The organism is Marinobacter excellens LAMA 842, assembly GCF_001574445.1.
GTDB lineage: Bacteria > Pseudomonadota > Gammaproteobacteria > Pseudomonadales > Oleiphilaceae > Marinobacter > Marinobacter shengliensis.
The window spans coordinates 1-22,491 of sequence record NZ_LOCO01000022.1 but is presented as its reverse complement, the minus strand read 5'-3'; the positions used below and the strand labels follow the sequence as shown (position 1 = coordinate 22,491).

The 22,491-nt window shown below is 52.1% G+C and carries 19 protein-coding genes and 1 pseudogene; 7 read left to right on the top strand and 13 right to left on the bottom strand.

Annotation, left to right across the window (positions count from 1 at the left end):
- Window positions 1–373 precede the first annotated feature (373 nt).
- The 6 genes from J122_RS15800 to J122_RS15775 all read right to left on the bottom strand — a co-directional run bounded on the left by J122_RS15800 (window position 374) and on the right by J122_RS15775 (window position 7,864).
- Complete coding sequence (locus J122_RS15800; protein ID WP_008170303.1) at window positions 374–1,045, bottom strand: OmpW/AlkL family protein; 672 nt, start codon at window positions 1,043–1,045, stop codon at window positions 374–376.
- Between the two features lie 84 nt (window positions 1,046–1,129).
- The gene (locus J122_RS15795; RefSeq protein WP_236040830.1) at window positions 1,130–2,815 is read right to left on the bottom strand and encodes a long-chain fatty acid--CoA ligase; all 1,686 of its coding nucleotides are present in this window, start codon (window positions 2,813–2,815) and stop codon (window positions 1,130–1,132) included.
- Window positions 2,816–2,852: 37 nt separating this feature from the next.
- On the bottom strand, window positions 2,853–4,451 hold the full coding sequence (locus J122_RS15790; protein ID WP_058091244.1) for a GMC family oxidoreductase: 1,599 nt from the start codon (window positions 4,449–4,451) through the stop codon (window positions 2,853–2,855).
- A 27-nt stretch (window positions 4,452–4,478) separates the two neighbouring features.
- Window positions 4,479–5,933, bottom strand: coding sequence for an aldehyde dehydrogenase family protein (locus J122_RS15785; protein ID WP_058091245.1), 1,455 nt, complete (start codon window positions 5,931–5,933; stop codon window positions 4,479–4,481).
- Between the two features lie 51 nt (window positions 5,934–5,984).
- Complete coding sequence (locus J122_RS28055; protein ID WP_011783984.1) at window positions 5,985–6,503, bottom strand: rubredoxin; 519 nt, start codon at window positions 6,501–6,503, stop codon at window positions 5,985–5,987.
- 137 nt (window positions 6,504–6,640) lie between these two features.
- Window positions 6,641–7,864 (bottom strand): alkane 1-monooxygenase, encoded by a 1,224-nt coding sequence (locus J122_RS15775; RefSeq protein WP_197463861.1) that lies wholly within the window; start codon window positions 7,862–7,864, stop codon window positions 6,641–6,643.
- Between the two features lie 222 nt (window positions 7,865–8,086).
- Between J122_RS15775 and J122_RS15770 the strand changes: the two genes are divergently transcribed.
- The 3 genes from J122_RS15770 to J122_RS21250 all read left to right on the top strand — a co-directional run bounded on the left by J122_RS15770 (window position 8,087) and on the right by J122_RS21250 (window position 12,298).
- A complete protein-coding gene (locus J122_RS15770) occupies window positions 8,087–10,705 on the top strand; it encodes a helix-turn-helix transcriptional regulator (RefSeq protein WP_058091247.1) in 2,619 nt (872 codons plus the stop codon).
- Between the two features lie 32 nt (window positions 10,706–10,737).
- Entirely contained in the window at window positions 10,738–11,898 is a 1,161-nt protein-coding gene (locus J122_RS15765; protein WP_041654924.1) for an NAD(P)/FAD-dependent oxidoreductase, read from the top strand.
- 133 nt (window positions 11,899–12,031) lie between these two features.
- Window positions 12,032–12,298, top strand: coding sequence for an EAL domain-containing protein (locus tag J122_RS21250; protein ID WP_081496573.1), 267 nt, complete (start codon window positions 12,032–12,034; stop codon window positions 12,296–12,298).
- Window positions 12,299–12,466: 168 nt separating this feature from the next.
- On the opposite strand, the gene secD is transcribed toward J122_RS21250, so the two are convergent.
- From secD to J122_RS15755, 3 genes and pseudogenes are all read right to left on the bottom strand, one after another.
- Window positions 12,467–14,989, bottom strand: a complete 2,523-nt coding sequence (gene secD / locus J122_RS15760) for a protein translocase subunit SecD (RefSeq protein WP_058091248.1) — start codon at window positions 14,987–14,989, stop codon at window positions 12,467–12,469.
- Between the two features lie 517 nt (window positions 14,990–15,506).
- Window positions 15,507–15,758 (bottom strand): annotated as a pseudogene (locus tag J122_RS21245) (transposase domain-containing protein); the annotation flags it as partial.
- 333 nt (window positions 15,759–16,091) lie between these two features.
- The gene (locus J122_RS15755) at window positions 16,092–17,024 is read right to left on the bottom strand and encodes a calcium/sodium antiporter (protein WP_197463860.1); all 933 of its coding nucleotides are present in this window, start codon (window positions 17,022–17,024) and stop codon (window positions 16,092–16,094) included.
- Between the two features lie 593 nt (window positions 17,025–17,617).
- Here J122_RS15755 and J122_RS15745 point away from each other — a divergent pair.
- The 4 genes from J122_RS15745 (at window position 17,618) to J122_RS15730 (ending at window position 19,854) form a co-directional block, all read left to right on the top strand.
- On the top strand, window positions 17,618–17,857 hold the full coding sequence (locus J122_RS15745; RefSeq protein ID WP_022990735.1) for a hypothetical protein: 240 nt from the start codon (window positions 17,618–17,620) through the stop codon (window positions 17,855–17,857).
- A complete protein-coding gene (locus tag J122_RS15740; protein ID WP_058091251.1) occupies window positions 17,857–18,234 on the top strand; it encodes an antitoxin Xre-like helix-turn-helix domain-containing protein in 378 nt (125 codons plus the stop codon). Before J122_RS15745 ends, J122_RS15740 begins: the two co-directional genes overlap by 1 nt.
- A gap of 93 nt (window positions 18,235–18,327) precedes the next feature.
- Window positions 18,328–19,125 carry a metallophosphoesterase family protein gene (locus tag J122_RS15735; protein ID WP_058091252.1) on the top strand — a complete coding sequence of 266 codons (798 nt, stop codon included), beginning with the start codon at window positions 18,328–18,330 and terminating at the stop codon, window positions 19,123–19,125.
- A 27-nt stretch (window positions 19,126–19,152) separates the two neighbouring features.
- Window positions 19,153–19,854, top strand: coding sequence for a metallophosphoesterase (locus tag J122_RS15730; protein WP_058091253.1), 702 nt, complete (start codon window positions 19,153–19,155; stop codon window positions 19,852–19,854).
- Window positions 19,855–19,893: 39 nt separating this feature from the next.
- Here the strand turns inward: J122_RS15730 and J122_RS15725 are convergent, their stop codons facing one another.
- From J122_RS15725 to J122_RS15710, 4 genes are read right to left on the bottom strand one after another with little or no spacing between them, the layout of a single operon-like run.
- The gene (locus J122_RS15725) at window positions 19,894–20,364 is read right to left on the bottom strand and encodes a nucleotidyltransferase domain-containing protein (RefSeq protein ID WP_082780611.1); all 471 of its coding nucleotides are present in this window, start codon (window positions 20,362–20,364) and stop codon (window positions 19,894–19,896) included.
- Between the two features lie 4 nt (window positions 20,365–20,368).
- Window positions 20,369–20,608 (bottom strand): hypothetical protein, encoded by a 240-nt coding sequence (locus tag J122_RS15720; RefSeq protein ID WP_058091254.1) that lies wholly within the window; start codon window positions 20,606–20,608, stop codon window positions 20,369–20,371.
- Between the two features lie 28 nt (window positions 20,609–20,636).
- Window positions 20,637–21,269: a metallophosphatase domain-containing protein gene (locus J122_RS15715; protein WP_058091255.1), complete on the bottom strand. Its 633-nt coding sequence runs from the start codon at window positions 21,267–21,269 to the stop codon at window positions 20,637–20,639.
- Entirely contained in the window at window positions 21,266–21,871 is a 606-nt protein-coding gene (locus J122_RS15710) for a 3'-5' exonuclease (protein ID WP_058091256.1), read from the bottom strand. The genes J122_RS15715 and J122_RS15710 overlap by 4 nt, the downstream gene beginning before the upstream one ends.
- Window positions 21,872–22,491 lie beyond the last annotated feature (620 nt).

Genomic DNA, 22,491 nt, shown 5'->3' with positions numbered 1-22,491 from the left:
TGTGTAAATCAAACACAGTAAGATTCCGGCTTATTGATGGTGGACATCAAGAACCGATAGTTACGAGCGGTATTAATGTTAAGACACTTGCTCGATTAAATGAAACTTGCGGGACTACTGAAAAGGTTTTCTATAGTAAGGACGTGCCGGTCCTGATGGCTATATACTACTCGACTAAACGATACGAGACCTTTAAATGATGCATAAGGCTGGGGCTATATACCTAAGGAAGATCTGAATAACCGCTGGTTTTTGCCCCTTTTCCGCAATCTTGGCGGAAAAGGGGCGCATTGGTCTTACGCTGCAGGTTTTTTATCAATCAGCAGGTTGCTGAAAGCGACCAGCAAATGCAGACGGTTGGTATACTTGGCATTTAAAAGCGATATGCAACACCGATGCTCACGATAGTGGGGTCCACTTCCACTTTTGCCTGAACAGGGGCCGGGCCCAGGTTACCGGTGATATCCGCCTCGAAGGGTGCATATCTAACGTCAAAATTTGCCGACCAGTTATTGTGTATCCTCCAGCGAAAACCAGCCTGAACCGCAGGGGCCCATGTATCTTCGACGTCGAAGTCGGTTAGTGCGCGATCCTTCTCATCTAAAAAGAGAATCCGTCCTACACCCGCTCCAAAGTACGGAGAGAAGTTGCTACCCGTCAAAACATGATACTGAAGCGAAAGAATTACCGGACCATAATCTGTTTGACCAAGAAAAAGACCGGAGAGAGACTCTTCGCCCTGGAGGTCCGCACTAGCGGGAATGCCGCCAAAAATGTTAAATGCCAGCTGATTACTCAGAAAATACGACACGTCGAATGATACGGTCGTATCGTTGTTAATAGACAGGTTGGAATTTGGAACGGGGGCACTCCCCGCAGAGGCTGATCGCAAATCTTCATCGGTTAGAACTCTAGTGGCATTCAGCCCAACCACCCAGTCGCCTCTACTGTAAACCGGCTCAGATTGAGCGTTGGCCAGGCTCGCAGCAAGTGAAAGTAAAAGGAACGCCACTAACGAGACTTTACTAATTATTTTAGGTTTCATTTTTTATTATCCTTTTTGGTATTAAAACAAATTGGCTTTAGGTAAAACTGCAATTTTTCGTAACACAAATGCCACTCATTGAAGCTAGCTTGCCGGTTTATTGACTAATACTTCCCCATACTCAGAACGCAGCTTGTTTTTTAATACTTTCCCAGTGGCATTGCGTGGCAATCCTTCCACAAAGATCGCGCGATCCGGGATCTGCCACTTGGCGACTTTCCCTTGATAATGAGCAAGAAGTTCCTCCTCAGTAATATTTGCGTCGGGTATTTTTACTGCCAACAGGATCGGTCGTTCGTCCCATTTATCATGGGAGGCCGCCACTACGGCAGCTTCATTGATGGCAGAATGGCCCATTGCGATTCCCTCCAATTCGACTGTAGATATCCATTCACCACCAGATTTAATAATATCTTTTGAGCGGTCACGTATTGTCATAAATCCATCATCATTGATCGAAGCAACATCACCTGTCTCGAACCAACCGTCTTCCTCAAGAGTCTGATTTGGTTCAACACCGAAGTAATCGGCTACCACCCAATGACCACGGATGCGGAGATTTCCCTGAGCAATGCCATCTTCGGGCAGTTGATGGCCGTCTTCACCCACAATTTTGAGCTGCACCCCGTAGGGAGGCCGTCCCTGGCTTTCACGGATTTTGTTTCTTCCTTCCTCCGAAAGAGTATTGTGTTTCGACAGCAGTGCATTGACGGTTCCGATCGGTGATGTTTCTGTCATTCCCCATGCATGGACAACTTCTACGCCATACTTACCACGAAACTCCGACATCATTGAGGGCGGACAAGCGCTACCCCCTATCACCGTCCGTTTAAGCGACTGTGCCGAGGAGCCAAGCTCGTCCAAAGCCGAGAGAAGTCCCTGCCAAATTGTAGGCACACCCAGCGCAATCGTTACGCTTTCTGAATCGATCAGCTTGACCAAACTTTGTCCATCCAGGCCAGGACCAGGCAACACCAGTTTGGCTCCAACCATCGCCGTAATGTAGGGTACCCCCCACGCATTTACGTGAAACATAGGAACAACCGGCATCACCACGTCCCGTGCCGATAAATTCAGTGCGTCGGGTTGAGCAGCTACCAGCGCGTGCAGAACGGTGGAGCGGTGTGAATAGAGCACCCCTTTGGGATTTCCAGTGGTGCCCGATGTATAGCAGAGGCTTGAAGCCTGGTTTTCGGCGATTTCAGGCCAATTCGCGTTAGGCGTTCCTCGCTGGAGAAACTCTTCATAAAACAACAATCCTGGAAATTGCGCTGCAATTTCTTCGTCCGGTTCGGACATCAATACAAATTTCTCAACCGTCTCCAGTCGGTCTCGGATATTTGAAACAATGGGAAGGAACGTTTTGTCAAAGAATATGACTTTGTCTTGAGCATTGTTGATAACGTAAACGAGTTGTTCTGGAAACAGTCGCGGGTTAATGGTGTGACACACCATCCCGCCACCAGAGATGCCAAGGTAACATTCCAGGTGCCCCACGTTATTCCAACAAATGGTCGCGCACCGATCCCCCTGGACATAGCCTGCCGTTCGAAGCGCTGACGCAAGTTGTCGCGACCGCTCCGAAACAGTTGCCCAGTCAGATCGACTGGGATTTCCATCCGTTCCTATCGACACAATCTCAGCGTCTCCATGGTAGCGAGCAGCATGGTCGATCAAGGAATTCACGGTGAGCTCCATGTTCATCATTTGGCCAAGCACGTTTATCTCCTGTCGTTTTTGTAGTTGGTTGACGCGAGTATCTGGCGTCATTAAGGTCCAATGTAGAAGGCATAATCCGGGTTTGAACCTAAACATTTCCCAAGAGGATGTCGGCTGCATTTTCGGCAATCATCATGGTGGGTGCGTTGGTGTTACCGGCAACCAAACTGGGCATTATCGAGGCATCGACAACTCTTAGCCCTTCAATCCCTCTGACTTTTAATTCCGGATCAACGACTGAATCCGGATCCGCGCCCATACGACAAGTGCCAACGGGGTGGTAAATAGTCTCTGCATTTTCCCGGATAAAGTCCGCAATCTGACCGTCCGAAGACACCGAGTTTCCGGGCTTAATTTCTCGTTTACTATGTAAAGCCATTGTTGGTGCCCCGAGTATCCGTCGTCCAAATTTAACGGCCGAGATCATTGTTTTGATGTCTTCGGGGTTACTGAGATAATTGGGTTGAATCAACGGGTCGGCCAATGGGTCAGGGCTTTTGAGACCTATAAAACCGCGGCTTCTGGGCATTAGATCGCAAATATGCAAGGTGTACCCATACCCGGCCATCACTTTTCGTCCATGATCCTTCAGGTAAGTTGGCAAAAAGTGGAATTGCACATTTGGCCGTTCGCACGAGCGCTCGGATTTAACAAAGCCTCCGGACTCGGCAACATTACTGGTAAGAAATCCACGTCGCGCAAAGATATATGAGAATAATGCGCTCACGCCCCGAAACAGGAAACTGGGAGCAACGCCAATGGGCAAACGTGAGTTCGCCGCGTGCATGATCGTAATATCCAAATGATCAACCAGATTCTGGCCGACCTCAGGGAGATGATGCACAAGGGGGATCCCGTGTTTTCCAAGCTCTTCGCTATCACCGATTCCCGAAAGCATAAGTAGTTGTGGTGAATTAACCGCACCACCAGACAATATGACTTCACCGCCGTTATTGAGTCTAAGCTGGCGATATTCGCCCCCCTGGTTCAGTGTCACGCCGACTGCCCGCTTACCGTCCATTACCACCCGGGTTACCCGCGCGTCCGTTAGCACATCAAGATTAGGCCGGTTCTCCGCGACACGCAGAAATGCCTGCGCTGAACTCCAACGGCGACCATTTTTTTGTGTCACCTGGTAGAGTCCCAATCCCTCTTGCGTCTCTCCATTAAAGTCCGTGTTTATCGGGAGCTCTACATGAGGTGCCGCTCGAACAAAATCTCGACTCAACGGATTGACTGATTTGAGTTCACTTACGGTGAGCTCACCGCCCTCCCCATGGTAAGAATCTGCGCCAAAACGTTTATTATCTTCCAGTCGACGAAACAATTTTAAAGCGCGATCCCATCCCCAGAGGTCTGTCCCGGCAACTTGACCCCAGTGGTCATAATCGGCTTTGTGACCTCTGATATAGACCATGGCGTTGATAGAAGAGGACCCGCCAAGTGTTTTCCCACGAGGCCAAAACAGGCGGCGCTCCTTTAGATGTTCTTGAGGTTCGGTTTCAAGAGCCCAATTCAGCTTTTTACTATTGGAAAGGAGTGCTATACCTATAGGCATATGTATGAGTGGATTTTTATCCTTTGGGCCCGCTTCTAGCAACGCTACTCGCTTTGAAGAGTCCGCCGTAAGCCGATTGGCCAATACACAGCCCGCCGATCCCGCACCGACAATAATGTAATCGTACATAATAACTCTCTTATTATTTGATTATGCTCAGCCCAGAATACGAACAGCAGCCTCTATAAGACGCCGGACCCAGGCTGTATAGGGTGGAAAAAGAAGATGCATAAGAGAATGTTTATCCTCCATCAACGCCTTTTCATGCGAAAAAGCGCGGAAACCGTATTCACCGTGTGCCGCCCCTATCCCGGAATTATTAACTCCACCAAACGGCAGACCCGGATGTAGAAAATGCACAACTGTAAGGTTGACTCCTACAGCGCCGGAGCTCGTTCGCTCGATAATATCCGTGGCAAAAGACTCGTTTTTGTCGAATATGTAAAGCGCAAGCGGTTTAGGGTTATCGTTGATTTTCTTGATAACCAGATCAATATCGTCGAATTCAATAACGGGTAAGATCGGGCCGAATAACTCCTCACGTGAAATATCCATGTCGCTGGATACATTTGAAATCAACGTCGGAGCAATAAAATTCTCTTCAGCATCTGTAACACCGCCCTCAAAGACTCTTGCACCTTTGTTTTTGGCATCATCTATCAGGTTTGAAACTCGCTGGAAATGACGTCGATTTACAATCCGGCAATAGTCGGCGGTCGATTTCTGGGCTTCTGGTGTTTTTCCATAGACTCGCCCAATTTCCGTTTTAAGTGCTTCATTGAATTGATCTGCGATATTAACGTGCACAAAAACATGATCTGGGGCGATACAGGTCTGTCCATTATTGGCAAACTTACCCCAGACAATGTTTCTTGCAGCCCTCTTTATGTTGGCATCTGGGCCAACAATGGTCGGGGACTTACCCCCCAATTCCAGCGTCACTGAGGAAAGGTTCGTGGCGGCAGCCTCCATGACCACCTTGCCTACCGCAGGACTGCCCGTGAAGAATATGTGGTCGAAGGGTAAGGCCAACAGTTTCTGCGCTACCGCGGCATCACCCTCAATCACGGAAACCAGATCGGGAGGGAAGGTTTCGGCGACAATGTTGGCAATCACCTTTGAGGTATGTGGTGTCATTTCCGAGGGTTTAATGATGGCTCCGTTCCCTGCAGCCAACGCTGAGACGAGAGGCCCGAGCGCAAGATTGAGCGGATAATTCCACGGTGCAATAATCAGGCACACTCCCTTTGGTTCTGGCCGAACATAAGATTTCGTGCCCAGAACACCAACGGATGCAGCCACTCGCTTCGGACGCATCCATTTACGCAAGTGTTTTTTAGTGTGTCGAATTTCCTGAAGCACCGGCAGGAGTTCAGTTAATTTGACTTCTGGAGCGGGTTTTCGAAAGTCCGCCGCGCAAGCCGCAATGATGTTTGATTCGTGGCGTTTAATTGAATCCCGCAGCTGGTCGAGCTGCGCTATTCGAGCCTCCAAGGTAAAGCTTCCGCGACGCGCAAGTTGTGCCCGCTGTAGGGCCGCGAACGTTGAATCAATCGTATCGCTGGTTGACACATTGGTCACCCCAACCTCCGCCAGACTAGCAATCTGCATTATAAAATCACCTCTTGCCGAACGAGACTGTTGTTATTTTCAATCGGATTACTAGTCTTCATAGAGGACATAGTCCTCTTTTGTGGCACCACAGTCCGGACAGCACCAATCGTCTGGAATATCTTCAAAACGAGTGCCGGCAGGGAAGCCTTCGGCTTCATCTCCGAGAGCTTCATCGTAGATATGGCCGCAAGTGATGCAGACCCACTTCCGATAGGTATCTTTTTGAGTCGAGTCTTTCGGCGATTTTGAAGAGTTAGGCTTGGGTTTCGCTTTGGGCTTTGTTTTATTTTTAGCTGAAGGAGTAGATGCGCCCGTTGCTTTCTGCGATGCTCCCTCGGTCTTAGCTTGGCTGGCAGGGCGGACCGCTGTATTGGTTGCGGACACCGAAAGTTCCGGGTTCGCTTCTTGAAGCGCAACGAAGTCAACCTTATCCCTGACGGCACAGTCTGGACAGGACCAGTCTTCAGGAATTTTTTCCCATGTCGTTCCTGCAGGAAAGCCTTCGTGCGGATCACCAACCACTTCGTCGTATACATAACCACAATCAGGGCATTGATATTTAGCCATCTAGAGCACCTTTCAAACGATATTATTGTCTTTGTTTTGGTAGCGCCCGACGCGCACCCTCTTTCAGGTGCACGTCAGAGGCTCTTTTTCTGCAACGTAAATAAAGTAAACGAGGTATATAAGTTCCGATTAGCCGATCATTTAGCCGCGGCGGTATCGACTGATTCAGAATCAGTCCCACCAAATTTACGCTCATAGAATTCACGCTTGCCGGGTTGAATCTGAATCTTATCGAGATCTCCTTTAGCCCAATCCAGCACCCGGTGGTCCATTATCGAACGAAACCATGAGGGAAACATTGCGGCCAGGAACATCCCGGGATATCCCGATGGTAAGGAAGGCAGGTCTTTGAAGTCGCGAAGCGATTGATAGGACCTTGTAGGATGGGCGTGATGGTCGGAATGTCGTTGCAAATGAAACAGAATCAGGTTCGACATAATATGGTTTGAGTTCCATGAGTGGTGCGGTTGTTGACGCTCATAACGTCCATCCGACATCTTCTCGCGCAGCAATCCGTAATGCTCAATGTAGTTGGCGCTGGTCAGCTGCCACCAGCCAAAGGCCATTTGAATGGGCAAAAAGATCAGCATTAACGGGCCAAAAAACGCCAGCAATCCCGCATAAAGCACAGCGGTCAAAATCATAGGCTGAAGAACTTCGTTCTCCAGGCTCCAGACACTTTTTCCACAACGACTGAGGCGCTGTTCCTCTAAATCCCATGCCCGCTTGAAAGCACCGGGAATTTCACGCAGTGAGAATGAGTAAATGGACTCACCCATGCGGGATGTCGCCGGGTCCATCGGCGTAGCCACATCACGGTGATGCCCCTTATTGTGCTCAATGAAGAAATGACCATATCCGACCACGGCGAGGACAAGCTTCGCCATCCAACGGTCAAACGTTTCTTTTTTATGGCCAAGTTCGTGGCCTGTGTTCAGAGCCAGGCCATTCACGATTCCCAGGGAAAGGGCCAATGCCAGAAACTCGAAAACACTCATTGGTTGCGTGGATACCCACCAGGCACTGACAATCAAGGCGGCATAGTGAATAGGAACCGTCAAGTAGGTCAGTACCCGATAGTAACGATCCTGTTCAAGCCGAGGCACAGCCGACTCAGGGGGGTTTGAAAAATCCTCTCCAAACATGGCATCAATCAAGGGAACTGCGCCATACCAAAGGATCAACACCAATCCGTACCAAATGCTCCATCCAGTCTGGGATACCAAATAAAGGCCAATAAGAGGCGTCGCTGGCCACAGCACAGAAAGGACCCACAGGTGGCGTTTTCTGTCCACATAACCTTCGGCATCAGGGTCTCTCTGAAGAGACTCTGTTGTTAAGACATTTTCTGACATTGACATTAGGATCACCTTATTGTTTTTCAGCTTGATCATTTTTCTACATTGTGCGAACACCGAGTCCCTCAGGTGAACGGACAAGTTGTAGGCATGAACAGGTTTGGCCAGAACCGGAGATCAAACAACTACTCTAAGGGGTAGTTTTCGCACTAGACATCTATCAATATGCTTTCACCCCATAGCGCCCTCGCGTTTCGGGGAGACGAAGCAGGAGATCGGATTGTCATGACCCGCCATAGCTTGGAAGACTGGTGTCGGAGGATGTCTGAAAGGATGTGGGCTCGTCAGTATTTCATTACTCAAGGGTGTTTAGACCGCTATTGCCTGAGGCCTTCTGCTACGCCTGAATCAAAGGTAGTTCTGTATCGGGCCCCGCCAGGCTATGGAAAATCTGTACAAGTGGCCTTGGCAGCAAACACTCGCGAACTGGAACGTGAGAGCGCCGTTTATATCAATACCCGGTCGTGCCCTGACTCATGTGACGTTAATGGCAGTTTGTTTGCAGCGTTAGTTTTATATCAACTCGAAGGAGTTGAATCCTGGCGCATGATAAAAAGTGACATCGACACCATCGAAGTTCTTCGAAACGCACTGTGTAATGCAAAAAAGACGATAAGAATTTGCCTTGATGGGGTTGGCGAGGCTAAACATACCGCGGATTTGATTGAGGATTTAATCTGTGAAACACCGAGCAATGTGAAATTTTTCATTGCACCGAGTCGCGTCGGGGCGTTGCCACGTTTGTCTATGATGGCGGGTGTTGTAACGTATGGTGCTGATGAACTTGTATTTACAGAAGAGGAGGTTAGTGAATTATCTGGTATGGGTGGCCCCGAAGCCAGCAACATCATAAAAGCGACCGGTGGATGGCCAGCACTTGTCAGGCTTATGTGCCGAACCCCAAACCCAAATCTCCCCGCAGCGACTTGGCCGGAAACTCGCTCGTATTTCAGGGACAACCTCTTAACTGCGTTACCCAATAGTACGAGGACCTTTCTTTGCAATGCAGCGATGCTCGAAGTAATCAGCGCTGAATGCTATGGCTATGTCTATAAGACAGAAGAGGCCGACCGGGAAATTACGTTTCTTAACGAACATTATGCTCTTTTAGCTCCCACCGGGACTTCTGCTGATCGTATGGATATGCACCCTGTGCTGCGAGAGTATTTGCGTAGTTTATTTAACACCACCCAACGAGAACGTCGCTCGTATGTACTGAAACGGGTCGCGTTCTGGCATTGGCGTAGGGGAGAGTACCTCCATTCAATCAATGCAGCTCTGGAAGCCAGTGACCATCGATGGGCTCGCGTCGTAAGTGACAGCATTATCCTGGACGTGGCACTCAGACAGGGTGAAATCGAAGTACTTCGCACCTGGTTTGGAAAAGTACCGGCTCGCACGATAAAAAAAATTGCCGCCTTGAGCATAGGTTACGCGTGGATTTTGTATTTCAGCCAACAAGCTCGTCAAGCAGACGAAATACTGGCTAGTTCGCTTCATCCGAGCTCCAGGGGGGCGAGCAATCTTGATGAGGAAGGATGGCGGGAATTGGTTAATGCGATAGGCAAAGCTACACAGGATGAATTACTGGAGAGTCAGGTTCTCTGTCAAAAATGGATAGACGCCTTTGGCGACCGTAACATGGTTGGCAAAGGCGCAGCACTTACTTGCCAGGCATTCATTGCCTCCAGTGGACGCCATTTTGAAGAGTTGGAGCGATTGTCCCATCGAGCGGCTGTGGCCATCCAGTCATCCAATCAACATTACGCTTTTATCTGGCTTAAAACTGCAGAAATTCAGGCTGAACTGTTCAAGGGTGACATCGCCCGAGCAATGAGTGTGTTGATCCAGGCGAATAAAACAGCAGAAAAGATTCAGGTGCCAAAAACTTTTTTAAATAAAATGTTTGGCACCCTTGAGTTACAAATCCTGCACGAACAGAACCATCACCTGGTTACCCAGGAATCTGCACAGGCTTCGTTCGATTTCGCTTTGAACTATGGCGTTACAGATATTCTGTGGGGGTGTACACAGGCCTACAGCCGTTTTCTGTACCACCAAGGGTTCCGAGATAGAGCCATGGCCTTGTTGGAACAATCCCGCTTAGCCTCCTGCGAGCGAGAGCTCTCTCGTCTAAATATCCTGACTAAAGTTCAGTTAGCTGAGTTTACTCTCCTGAACAACGAGGAATTGGGTCCACCCATACTCCCCGATGAATGTGAGCTGACGTTCCTGCCAAATCAAAACCAGGCCATTCAAGCACGTATGGCCCTGGTAACCTCAATGTATAGACTACGGCTTGGGAAACAGTTTGGTGTCGCCGAAAAATATGCCAAACAAGCACTACAAAGCGCCAGCGCAATTTCAGACGCTAGAACCAGGATCGCCGCCCACTATTGTCAGGCCCTGGCAGCGTTTGCCCTCGGCTCATCAAAATCGGCGAAGCGCATGATTCTTGATGCAAACCTACTTTCGGAACATTTGAACTGTCACTTCACACGGCTCTGGATCAAAGAAGCGCTACTTTCTCTTAGCCCCCTTGCTCAGGATCTTTTTAACGATCTGCCAGACGACTCTGAAGCTAAAGCTACGAAGGATCCCGATGTCAGAATAGAAGACTCCAGCGTGCCACCTGTGCCCGGCAATGCCCACTCAACTATCACGATAAAGCAGATTTCTCTGTTGAAATGCGTAAGCAACGGAATGACCAACAGAGAGATCGCTGAACGGCTTCTCGTGACGGAGGATACCGTCAAATGGCATATGAAGAAGATTTTCAGCGAACTTAAAGTAACCAACCGGGTTCAGGCAGTCACTGAAGCTCGACTGCGCGGACTTTTATAGTGCTACAAAAACAAAAGAGGAATCGAGCGAATATGCAAAAAATAGTTATCATTGGCGCTGGAATAGCCAGCCTGACCGCCGCAGAGGCTCTCCGCCAGAATGGATTCGACGGAACGATTACCATTTTGGGCGAGGAAAACACGCTGCCTTACCAGCGTCCCCCGTTGTCCAAAGCCTATTTGACCTCAGATGAGTTGCCCTCGCCAACTCCGATCCGTTCTCCTAATTTCTTTCGGGACAACAAAGTTGAATTTGAACAAGGCGGTAAAGTAATAGCGCTTGAACGATCGGCAAAGCAAGTAGTGATTCAAGGCGGCAGGAAAATTAAATACGACACGCTGATTTTGGCAACAGGAGCGAGGCCACGTCCTATTGATTTACCTGGTGAGAGCGCAAAAAATGTTTTCTATCTCAGGAATCTTGACCACTCCGCCGCATTACGTAATGCCCTGTTAGCCCCGGAATGCGAGAAGGTGGCCATTCTCGGCGCGGGTGTTATCGGGCTTGAAGTCGCCTCCGCTGCCAATCTACAGGGAAAACAAGTCTCTGTGTTTGAGGCCAACAGCCGAGCGATGTGTCGAGTAGCGTCACCATTAACAAGTAATTTTGTCAGAAACCGCATGGCCTCCGCCGGCGTAATGTTCTACTTCAATGCTAGCGTCAACCAGATTCTCACTGAGGGAGACCGAGTTTCCGGTATCCGTTTGTCCGACGGCACTACGAAACCCGCAGACGTCGTTGTTATCGGTATAGGAGCCATCCCCAATGCTGAACTTGCGCAAGACGCAAACCTGGATTGCGACGGTGGTATTATAGTAGACAGCGGCATGCGTAGCTCTGACCCTGACATATTTGCGATCGGAGATTGCGCTAAAGCCGTCAACGTTTCCACCAATACACCCATCCGAATAGAAACTATTCACAATGCCATGCTTCAAGCACAAATTGCGGCGGCTCATATTTGTGGTAAACCGTCTCCGCCTGCCTCTCCTCCTCGTTTTTGGTCAGATCTCAACGGCATGAAAGTCCAGTGTATTGGAATCGCCACTGGATACGACCGAATTCAGCGGCGTCCCACAGAGAGTGACAATGCCTGTGAATTCTGGCTCTTTTCCGGAGACCGGATGATCGCAGCTGAAACGGTCAATCTTCCCACCCGGCAAGCCAAGCTATCTAAAGCTCTCTCCGGGTAAGTGTAAGCGAGATGGGATGCAACTCATTCTCATCTCTGAGATTTCTATGTGTCGAGCCTCGTGACTGAGCATATCCAGCTGCAGGGGGATTCTGGCCCTCCCACAAGCTCTGCTGTAGAGCAGGAGATACAGAATCGCCCAGCCCAGCTGTGATGGCCACAGTGACCAGTCATTCACCCGGGGCTTACCTAACGACCAGGAAAGTGGAGCAATTGCCAAAGCGATTATTCAGATGGGACATAGCCTAGGACTCGATGTACTGGCCGAGGGAATTGAGACCAAAGAGCAAGAAAACCATCTCCGAATCCTTGGCTGTGATGCGGGACAAGGCTATCTATATGCTAAGCCGCTCTCAGTCAAAAGGTGCGAGGAGTACCTACAAGTTACTGACTGGGTTTAATTGGCCCGATGGTGGTCATCGAATCAATTTGGGATCACCGAACGCTTAGTGTGCGCCGGCGTTATCGCACCATCTGAACGTTCGCTTTGCGACCAGGGGCACCTAAACAATGGCGAACATTCATCATCCCCCTTTGTAAACGCGTCTGCCCTGGCATCAGTAACCTCCCTAGGGTATGAGTTCCAGTTCCTTGCGAATTTCCTCGGCAGTCGGCCGCAACTGAGCAAGCCCTTTCCTCGACCGTCGCTGCCCCAGATAATAAAGGATTGGCGACGCGATAAAGACCGAGGAGCTGGTGCCAATTACAATTCCGAACAGCATGGGCAAGGCAAAACTCGCAACGGCGGCTCCACCCGCAATGCCCATGGGTAGCAGCGCCAGAAAGGTCGTTACCGAGGTAAACACAGTGCGGGTAAGCGTCGATGAAATACTATCGTTCAGCAGTTCCAGCATGGGGCGGTCCGGCGTCTTGCGGATGTTTTCCCGGATGCGGTCAAACACTACCACCTTATCGTTGACCGAATATCCCATAAGCGCGAGCAGTGCCGCAACTGCCGTCAGGTTGAACTCCACGCCGGCGAGGGCGAAGAAACCGATGGTTTTGGTGAGATCCAGCGCAATGGTCAGTGTGGCGGCCCAGGCGAAATGGGACTCGAATCGGAACCATAGGTACGCCAACATACCAACACCGGCCAACAGAATAGCCAGAATGGTGGCATCACTAAAGCCACCGCTGACTTTAGGCCCTACCATATCCACTTTCGGGAATTCCGCCGTTGGCTCGACAGAGGTAACAGCGGTTTTGAGCAATGCCACTTGCTCCGCGGTCGCCCCCGGTACTCCTTGCTCTGCTGGCAGGCGAATAAGGAAGCGCCCATCCGCGCCTGCTTCCTGAATGGCGGCGTCCTCTAGGTCTTTCGCCTGAAGCGTGGTTCTCAACTTATCAACAGTGACTCCCTGGGCCTGTACCTCCACTACCGTACCGCCGGTAAAATCGACGCCGTATTTCAGTCCCGGCTGCACAAACAGAGCGATTGCCGCAATGGAGAACACCGCCGATACCATGAGACCGATCACGCGACCGCGCATGAAGTTCACGCCCCGCTCACTCAGGCGGTCAAGCAGGGCTATGCCAGAAATCACTAACGGTTCCCGTGCACGGCCCCGGATGCGCCACTCCATGATCAGGCGGGTGACCGCTATTGCCGTAAACAACGACGTTACCAGGCCTATGCCGATTGTGACGGCAAAGCCCCGGACCGGCCCGCTGCCAAACAGGAACAACAGGCTGACCGCGATCAGTGTCGTGAAGTTGGAATCCAGAATCGTTCTGTAGGCCTTGCCGAACCCCTCTCGGAGGGCCATCCAGGCAGGCTTGCCCTGGCGGGATTCTTCACGGATACGCTCGTTAATCAGAATATTGGCATCCACCGCCATGCCAATGGTGAGGATAATTCCAGCAATACCTGGCAGAGTCAGGGTAGCCCCCAGCAAGCTCAATATCCCGAACACCAGCCCAATATTCACCGTCAACCCGACACAGGCAATTAGTCCCCAACGTCCATAAAGCCCGATCATGAAGGCAATCACCATGGCTGCGCCCAGCAAACCGGTGGTCAGCCCCATGGCGATGGCGTCACTGCCCAAGTCAGGGCCCACGGTACGTTCCTCGACCACATACAGGGGCACGGGCAAGGCACCAGCTCGCAGTAGCAGAGCCAGGTTACTGGCTTCTGTTGTGGTAAATCCACCGCTGATCTCTCCACTAGCGCCAATGGCGCTGCGGATTACCGGCGCTGTAATCACTTCACCATCCAGTACAATGGCTAGGGGCCGGCCAATGTTGTTCCGGGTCATATCCCCAAACAGCCGGGCACCCTTGTCATCCAGTTTGAAATTGACCACCGGCTCGTTGGTATCCGGATTGAAAGCCATGCGTGCGTCACGGATGTGCTCGCCTGCTATGGCAACCCGTTCTTCCAGTTTGTAGTCTCTGTCTTCGTAGGCACCCGGCAGAATAATGGTTGCGATATCTTCCTCCGCCGTTGCCCGGGCTGCCCAGTGAAACGTCATTTTCGCGGTGGTACCGAGCAATTCACGAATCTCGCTCGGGTCGGCGACGCCCGGCATTTGTACCAGAATGCCGTCACTACCCTGGCGAGTGATGCTGGGCTCCACCAGTCCGGTTTCATCCAGTCGCCGTCTGACTACCTCCAGGCTTCGCTCCACCGCATCTCGGGAAATACCTGCACGCCAGGACTCGGTCAGCGTCAGCACCAGCCGTCCGCCGTTGATATCAACGTCGAACCGACGCGTGCCATCCGGAGTATCCGTTGCCAGTTTTCGAGCAAGGCTGGCTGCTTCAGACACCCGTTCGGGCTGGCGCACCGGTAGCTCGATGCCTCTATCAGTCATCTGGATGCGCCCGTATCGAATGTCCGCTTCACGCAGGGAGTTGGTCAACTCGCCGGCCATCGCTTCGTGCTCGCTGGCAAACAGTTCCTGGATATCCGCTTCCAGAAGCAGGTGTGAGCCACCTTGAAGGTCAAGCCCCAGGGAGACCGTATTCTGCTGGTACCAATCCGGGAGCTTCCCGGACATTGTAGGGGAAAGAAGGTTCGGCAACGCACTCAACAACCCGAGCACAATCACCAGGCCGTAAACGACGGCCCGTGTATGCAACGATTTCATGGGTAATCCTCGAAGAAAACTTCACTAACCGGTATGACTGCCCAGATGCACAGCCATGATAAAGCGGAGGACTACGCCAGAGGGGGTGCGCGAAGAAGCGGGATTAAAAAACGAGGAGATGCAGGGGGATGTCCCGCTCCTGCGGTGATGATGCAGTTACTGCGGCAAAGACCGACGCCTAGCACCATCGGACTGGCAGGCCACCAGTCGGAAAGGTCCGGATCACCACCCACTGCGGCATCGTTCTCAGAATTGCCACCTAGTACCCTGATGGACTCGTTATGACTCGCAACAACCAGATGATCCACGGTTCCGATAAAACCATGGTTGGCCTTAGTAGCTGAGGCTTGCTGGTGGGTAATTGAGGAGATAAAGACAAGCAGCAATGCCAGTAGTGAAAGCACTACAAGAGGCACTTGGAACCGTCCGCGAGGGAGAGGGTGATTGTCGTTGGTCATGCTGCTATCTCAAAATGTCGAATGAATCTTGAAACGCGGACTAACCGAAGTCAACGAGTTTATGTGGCCGGTTGAAGAAGTTGCCTGGCAGGGTTGGAGGATGGAGTAGCGTCAGCGTCAAGCCACCATACCTTGTCGGAAATAGTCGGCTTCCAGTTGTGGGGCAATAGCTCGACGATGGCAGTGTTCTTCTGCGTCGGCAGTCGAGTCAGCACACCCTTCAGGTAGGCATAGGGATCATGCCCGTTCAGCTTTGCTGGCTGGATCAGTGTCATAACAGCAGCAGCACGCTGACTACTAGAAAGAAAGCCAAAAAGTGAATCTGCTCCAATATGATTGAATGTCCGCTTTGCGACCGCCGGTCTTCTCTATCTCCTTAAATGTAGGCCGAGGGCTCGCACCTTTTAATAACTCAATATTCCCATTGCTCAGTCGGGGCCGACTTTCCCTTGCCGACGACCCGGTTAAAGTGGATTGAACGATTTTTCAGCAAGATCGTACTCTAAGAGGTAGATGGTCACCGGGGCTGGCTTATCCTGCTGTGGATAAAACTGATTTACACGCTCAGCTCCAATGAAAGTCCACCGTGACGCGATTCAACTTGTTTTAGGCATGCCGTCGATCCGTAGTCACCTGTTCGGCCATCAGTCGGGCCAGAGGAGAAAAAGATAACCGAAATACAGCGCCAGCAGCACAGCACCCTCTACCCGGTGCAGCATGCGCCCTGTATACAGAAGCGGGATCAGCAAAACCGTAAAGAGAATCATCACTCCGTAATCCAGAGTCGAAATCCCGGGTGCTTCTATAGGCGAAACAATCGACGCCACCCCCAGTATTCCAAGGACGTTGAATATATTGGAGCCAACGATATTGCCTATTGCGATGTCAGGCTGCTTTCGGAAAGCTGCAACCAGCGAGGTTGCCAATTCCGGCATGCTGGTCCCCGCCGCGACAATCGTCAGACCGATCACCGCTTCACTGATTCCGAAACTGACCGCCAATGCCACAGAATTCTCAACCAGTAGGCGGGAGCCAGCCACAAGAATCGCCAGCCCAACCAGGATCAGAGCAATATCGACACACCAATGACGTGATGTATTGACTGCCAGAATGTTTTCCTCATCCGCACTGGCGGGGGGAGGTTCTCTGCGGGCCAAAATGACGCTCATCCATGTGTAGGCGACAATTCCTGAAAACAGAAGCACGCCCTCAAGGCGGCTGAGAGTTTGGTTCAGTAGTAGCAAAACCAACAGGAGGGCGACTCCCAGGGCGACAGGAGCGTCTATCTTGATAACCTGGCGGTGAACCGGAATAGGGCACACCAATGCTGTTATTCCAAGAATCACAGCAATATTGAAAATATTTGAGCCCACCACATTGCCCACCGAGATATCTCCCTGGTTGGAAAGCGCAGCTTCCACGCTTACCACCAGTTCCGGTGAGCTGGTTCCAAATGCAACGATGGTCAAGCCCACCATCAGGCGATTGAGACCCGCCCGCAGTGCCAGTGATGAACTGCCCCTGACAAGGCCCTCTGCCCCAACGAAAAGGAGGACAAGTGCGAACGCGATATACACAAGGTTGGCTAGCAATTTGATCGACCACTTATATTACTGGGGGCTTAATCACGGCTCGTTCTGTGTCCAATCGTCGGTTACCTTACACAAAAGCTGTTGCCGTGTCTGTTCAGCCCGCTCGTATACCGGGCGCCGGAATAACGACGAAAACAGCACTGTAGTTGGCAACGGCAAAACTGATACTTTCAGGTTAGATCATGGGTTCTACCCCATTACTGCGGACATGCCAAAAAAGAGGCTGAATTTCTCCAAAGGTGAGTGCTGGTCTATCCGCCTGAATGTTCGCTTTGCGACCATACCGTGTACCAAAAGCTTGTTCCTTGAGGGCACAAAACATGTTGTGCCGCTGGCCTGGGTTTGGGATCGCGGAGCCAGAGAATGGCTTGGCCAGAAGCGCCGGTCCATAGCCAATGATCCGGTTAATCTTTTGCCGGTCAAGGCGAGCCTGAGCAAGGGAGCCAAAGGCCCCGACGAATGGCTGCCCCCACTGGGCGAGTGCGGCTATGTAGCTCGCTTCGTTCGGGTGGTAAAGTCATACTATCTGCAGCCCACTGCCCCGGAGTTGGCCTGCTTGTGATTGCGGAGAGTGTGCCATGAAGACCAAACGCCCAACCGAAAAAGAACTCCTGGACGGCCTAGATGCCCACACCGCCCATGCTGACGAGCTGGCCGAGCCGCTCCCTCAGGAGCTTACACCTCTGGAACGCCTAAAGGGGACAGTCAAAGGCTACGAGCGACCAACCGATCCGGTTTGGGACGAGTGGTTCGACTCTGAAGGCGTCAGTGACGACTTTGTGGAAGATCGAGAGCAGCCCAAGGATGGACGAACATAATGGCCCTCGATGACGAAAAAACTAGAGGGCATGTGGCTCTCAAAGGCTTTTTTGGTATCTGTCGCGAATGGGACTGCACCCAGATAGAGATGATGCAGTTGCTCGGCGGTGTGTCCCGGAGCACGCTGGCCAAGTATGAGACGTTGCCACACGTAACGCTCTCGCAGGATACCCTGGAGCGCATCAGCTACATCCTGGGCATCTACGAATCCCTGAGGATCATGTATCCAACGGCCGAACGCGCCAATCGTCGGGTTCGACTGGAAACCAGTGAGCCTCCCTTCCTTGGAGCGTCAGCCCTAGACTTTATGGCGCAAGGCTCCATGAAGCACCTCATGGAAACTCGACGCTACTTTGATGCAAAGCGGGCGGGGTAACCAGCCCCCGTCGACCAAGATTTTGGGCGGTCAGTTTGGTCACCTTTTTTGTTTGAGTGGTAGGAAATACGGAGCCAGTTCGAGAGGCTTTCCATGCTAAGGATCACCCGGATCGACCTGAACCCCTTTTTCACCTTGCCGCACCGCACCAGCGGCTCTGCCGGTGTGCCTCTGCATAATCGCCTGCCGTTTTATCGAGCCTATGCCACCGGCCTTCCGAGTCATGTGAAGAGTCTTGTGCTGACCTCTGATCTCCAGGGGCGAGAAGCCGGCAGTCAGAATCGGCTGCTCGGCGTACCTGTGGCTGAGGCACTTTCGGCATTGTCTCGGGAAGGTGTCATTCCGGCTCCCGACGCGGTGTTTCTTTGCGGCGACCTGTACGACTATCCCGACTGCCACAAAAGGGGCGGTACTGGAACGGTAGATGAGGTGTTCCAGGCGTTTTCTGAGGTCACGCCCGAAGTTGTCGGCGTCCTGGGGAACCACGACCAGATGGAGTACCCCGAGGCGCTTCCAGACAACACCACCCTCCTGGATGGCGAGGTGGTTGGGGTGTTGGGCAACCTGAACATCGGTGGCGTCAGCGGTATCGCGGGCAATCCGAATCGCAACCAACGGCGAACCGAGGACGATTTCCTGACCGCACTAGAGTCGGTGACCGATCAAGTCCCGGATATCCTGCTACTCCATCAAGGCCCAACCGACCCGGAACGGGCGGATCGTCGGGGTGATCCTGGGGTAGCGCTGTCGCTCGAAACCGGATTTCAAGGGCTCACCGTGTTCGGCCATACTCGGTGGGGCTGGCCCTGGCTGATTTCTCTGGGTGAGGGTCAGGCTTTGAATGTCGATGGGCGGGTCGTGGTGGTTCTGCCGGAGGTTGACGGTGGGTGAACGATTAGGCGTAGGAGTGACGATTCGATGAGCATGCGACTGACTCCACACCGCTTTTTTGCGACCAATCCTGTCGGGGTGGACTGGGTTTGTGGTGACCTGCATGGCGAGTTCGAGGCTCTGCAAACCGCGTTGTCGGGTGCTGGATTCAACAAAGCGGCTGATCGTCTGTTTCTGCCGGGAGACACCATTGATCGTGGCCCAGAATCCCGGGCTCTCCTGGAGTGGGTTCTGGACACCGACTGGGTATACAGCGTGATAGGTAACCATGAGCTGATGTTTATCGCCGGCGCTGAGGATAACCGCAACCGATACAAGCACCGGGGGATGGGCGGTGGCTGGGCTGCGACTCTGGATGAAACCTCTTACAAAAATTTGGCAACCCAGTGTCGCTACCAGTTGCCGCTCACCATGACGCTGGAGTGCGAGAGCGGACAGCTCGGGCTGGTACATGCTCAAAGCCCCTTCGATGATTGGCGAACCGTTCAGGACACACCCTTCTCCGAGCGTTTTGCCATTGAATGCACCTGGCCCTGGAACCGGGCCCAAGGAAAAAATCAAACCATTTCGGGTATCACGGCCGTGGTGTCAGGCCACATCGGGACTGCTGAGATCATTCAGCGCGGGAACCAGATCTGGATTGATGTTCTGGCGAGAACCGGTCAGGTGCCGTTGATGCCGGCTCATCGTGTGCTGGAAAGAGTGGCGCAAGTACAGCGAGGTGGTTAATTTTTACGACAGTATCAGTATGCGAGGTTTGCGGCGCAGTTATCCGGCACGCCAAAGCACAATGCCGTCCCTGACAATGTTTTCGAGTAGTTCTGGGTTGGAGTAGCCCTGCGGGTTGGCCCATTCACGCTCCCAGACCGGCAAGGCCTGAATCAACACGCCGGTATCCAAAAGCACTTCAAACGCCAGGCCCGCCATCTCCAGCTTGGTGTCCACAAAATCCCCAGGCTGTCCGGCCAAAACAACGGCTACATCGGCATCGCTTTCGTCGTGATAATCACCACGGGCCCGGCTACCAAACAGGATCAGCTGAACTGCATCGAACCGGCCAGCCAGTTTTTCGCCAAAAACCAGCACCGCCTCCCGAATATCCACTTGGTCACCCATAACGACCTGTTCCAAGCCAACCGGCGCAGCCTGATCCCACTCTCGGAGCGTCTCTGGCATGGGCGCGTCGGGGTCACACTGTGCCACCAGGTCACTCAAGCTGTACGATTTCTTATCCTTCATGGCCTTACCTTCGATGGCCTCTACGTCCCCGGATCACCGCGGCTTGCAGCACTCCGGATTCTGGATTGGAGAATCTGTCTAGCGCCTGGTATTCGCCATCCCACTCCTGAGCATGCCGGTAGCGAACAACTTCTTCGGGGGTGAGCTCGACAATTTCATCAAATCCGGTTTCGTAGCCCTCGACCAGCACTGGCGTCTCCGGCGGGGACTTTTGTAGTTGCGTTATCAGCTCTTCTGCGGTCATTTCGACTCCCCGGTCAAATTTGACCGCTTCAAACTTCTATCACAATCGGCGCGTTCCGTGGCTCATACCGAGCGGTGCAGGTGCTGGCATTGATCAACGTCGTTTGCCCCTTCTGGTACTCCCCATAGCCTTCGTGGATATGGCCAAAAATGTGCGCTTTGAGTGAGAGTTGCTGGATTCGGTCAAGCAAGTCAATGCAGCCAACATTCTGGCATTTGAATCCAAGGATTGCCTCATCGCCGATACCTTTGGGTGGGCCGTGGGTAATGAGCACATCGGTATCGCCCGGTATAAGCTGCCATTTTTTGTGCAACTGCTGGCCACGCTCCAGCATAAATGCCCAATCCATAAAGGTGGGCGTCCAGGGTGAACCCCAGAACCGAATACCCTCAATCTCCACGCCGCTGTCTTCCAGGTAAATGGCATTCGTTAGTGCCTGCCGTGCCAATTCCGGCGTTTCCTGGAAGGCCCAGTCGTGATTACCGGCAATCACAATCTTATACCGATGCGGCAGCGTTCCGAGCCATTCATTGAGCTCTTCTATGTTTTCCAGCGTGCCCTGGCCCAGGCAGTCACCGGCATGGATCAAGACATCGCCATCTGGAATATCCGGTATGCGATGGTGCAGACTGTGAGTGTCGGAAATACAGACCAGTTTCATACTGGCACCTCCGGTGGCGTCAGCAACTCGGGTTCCAAAGACCAATCCATATACGGGAGGACTCGGGCCATATTTCGCGCATCGTCCACACCACGATGGTGATGGCCCTCAAAGTCCAATCCGTGAAAGGCTAGCGCGTTGGCAAAACCATTCTTCCTCTTCTGGCCGGTGGTGCGGCGCCAGATACGTTTCAGGTTCAGATGAGGGCGGGCCAGGATAGCTGGCTGCGCCCCGTCCAGCAGGCTTTGGGCTTCCAGATGCAATCTGTCGTAGTTGCCCCAGCTGCACCAGATGAAATCGTCCGGCAGATCACCCAGCCAGGCATTCATGGCCTCAATCGTCTCGGGGAGCGTGGGCGCGGCATCAACCATCGACTGGGTGATCCCGGTAAGCTCCATGCAGAAGTCGCTCAGCACAGGATTCCGGGTTGGTCTGACCAGAAACGAGCGGACATCCACCAGGTTTCCTTTCCGAGTGGCGAGGGCACCACCGACTTCAATGATCTCCATGTTGTGGACACTCTGAGCATCACCTGCGGGTGTCGTCTGGTCTTCCCAACAGGTCGCCTCAAGGTCGACAACCAGGATTGTGTCGTCACGCATTTTTCTCGCCCGGGCACTCGGCTTGGCATCTTAAAAGCGGATATTCAGCTCACCTAGAGTTTCACTTTTCTTGATTCGTAGATCTAGTTTACCGGAGTTATTGGCGCTTGAGGGCGACTCCTCACAAACGATGATTTTTCTGATTTCTTGCTCGATTTTGCTGGACGGGAGAGCTGCCTTTGCGGTCACTTCGCCTTTGTTTTGCTCCAAAGTCGAGATTAAAAGCGGGCTTTTTCGTACGCATTTTCCAGTACGACGCCAATGCCTGTTCCAGTTCCTTCCCAGCTTGGTGAAATAAACGGTTTTTTCTTGGGTAAAACATAATCATAAAAATCAGTTACTTACATATAATATTTTATGATTCGGTGGTCATTTATGGTTACATGGTAGGCGTTAAGCCTACCTAACTTGCTGAAAAGGCTCGGTTTTTTGACGGCCTGCGTGCTTGCGCACTTTCTGGGGCAGTGATACTCCTAAAAAAGGATTTTTGAGGGGCAAAGGTCGAACGCGAGTTATTGTCAAATCTGGTGTATGACCATCAGGCAGCGTTCCTGTCAGATTGATCTTCCACCTGTATTCCATCCTGAAACTGTACGTTATCCACGACCAGCTTCAGTTGG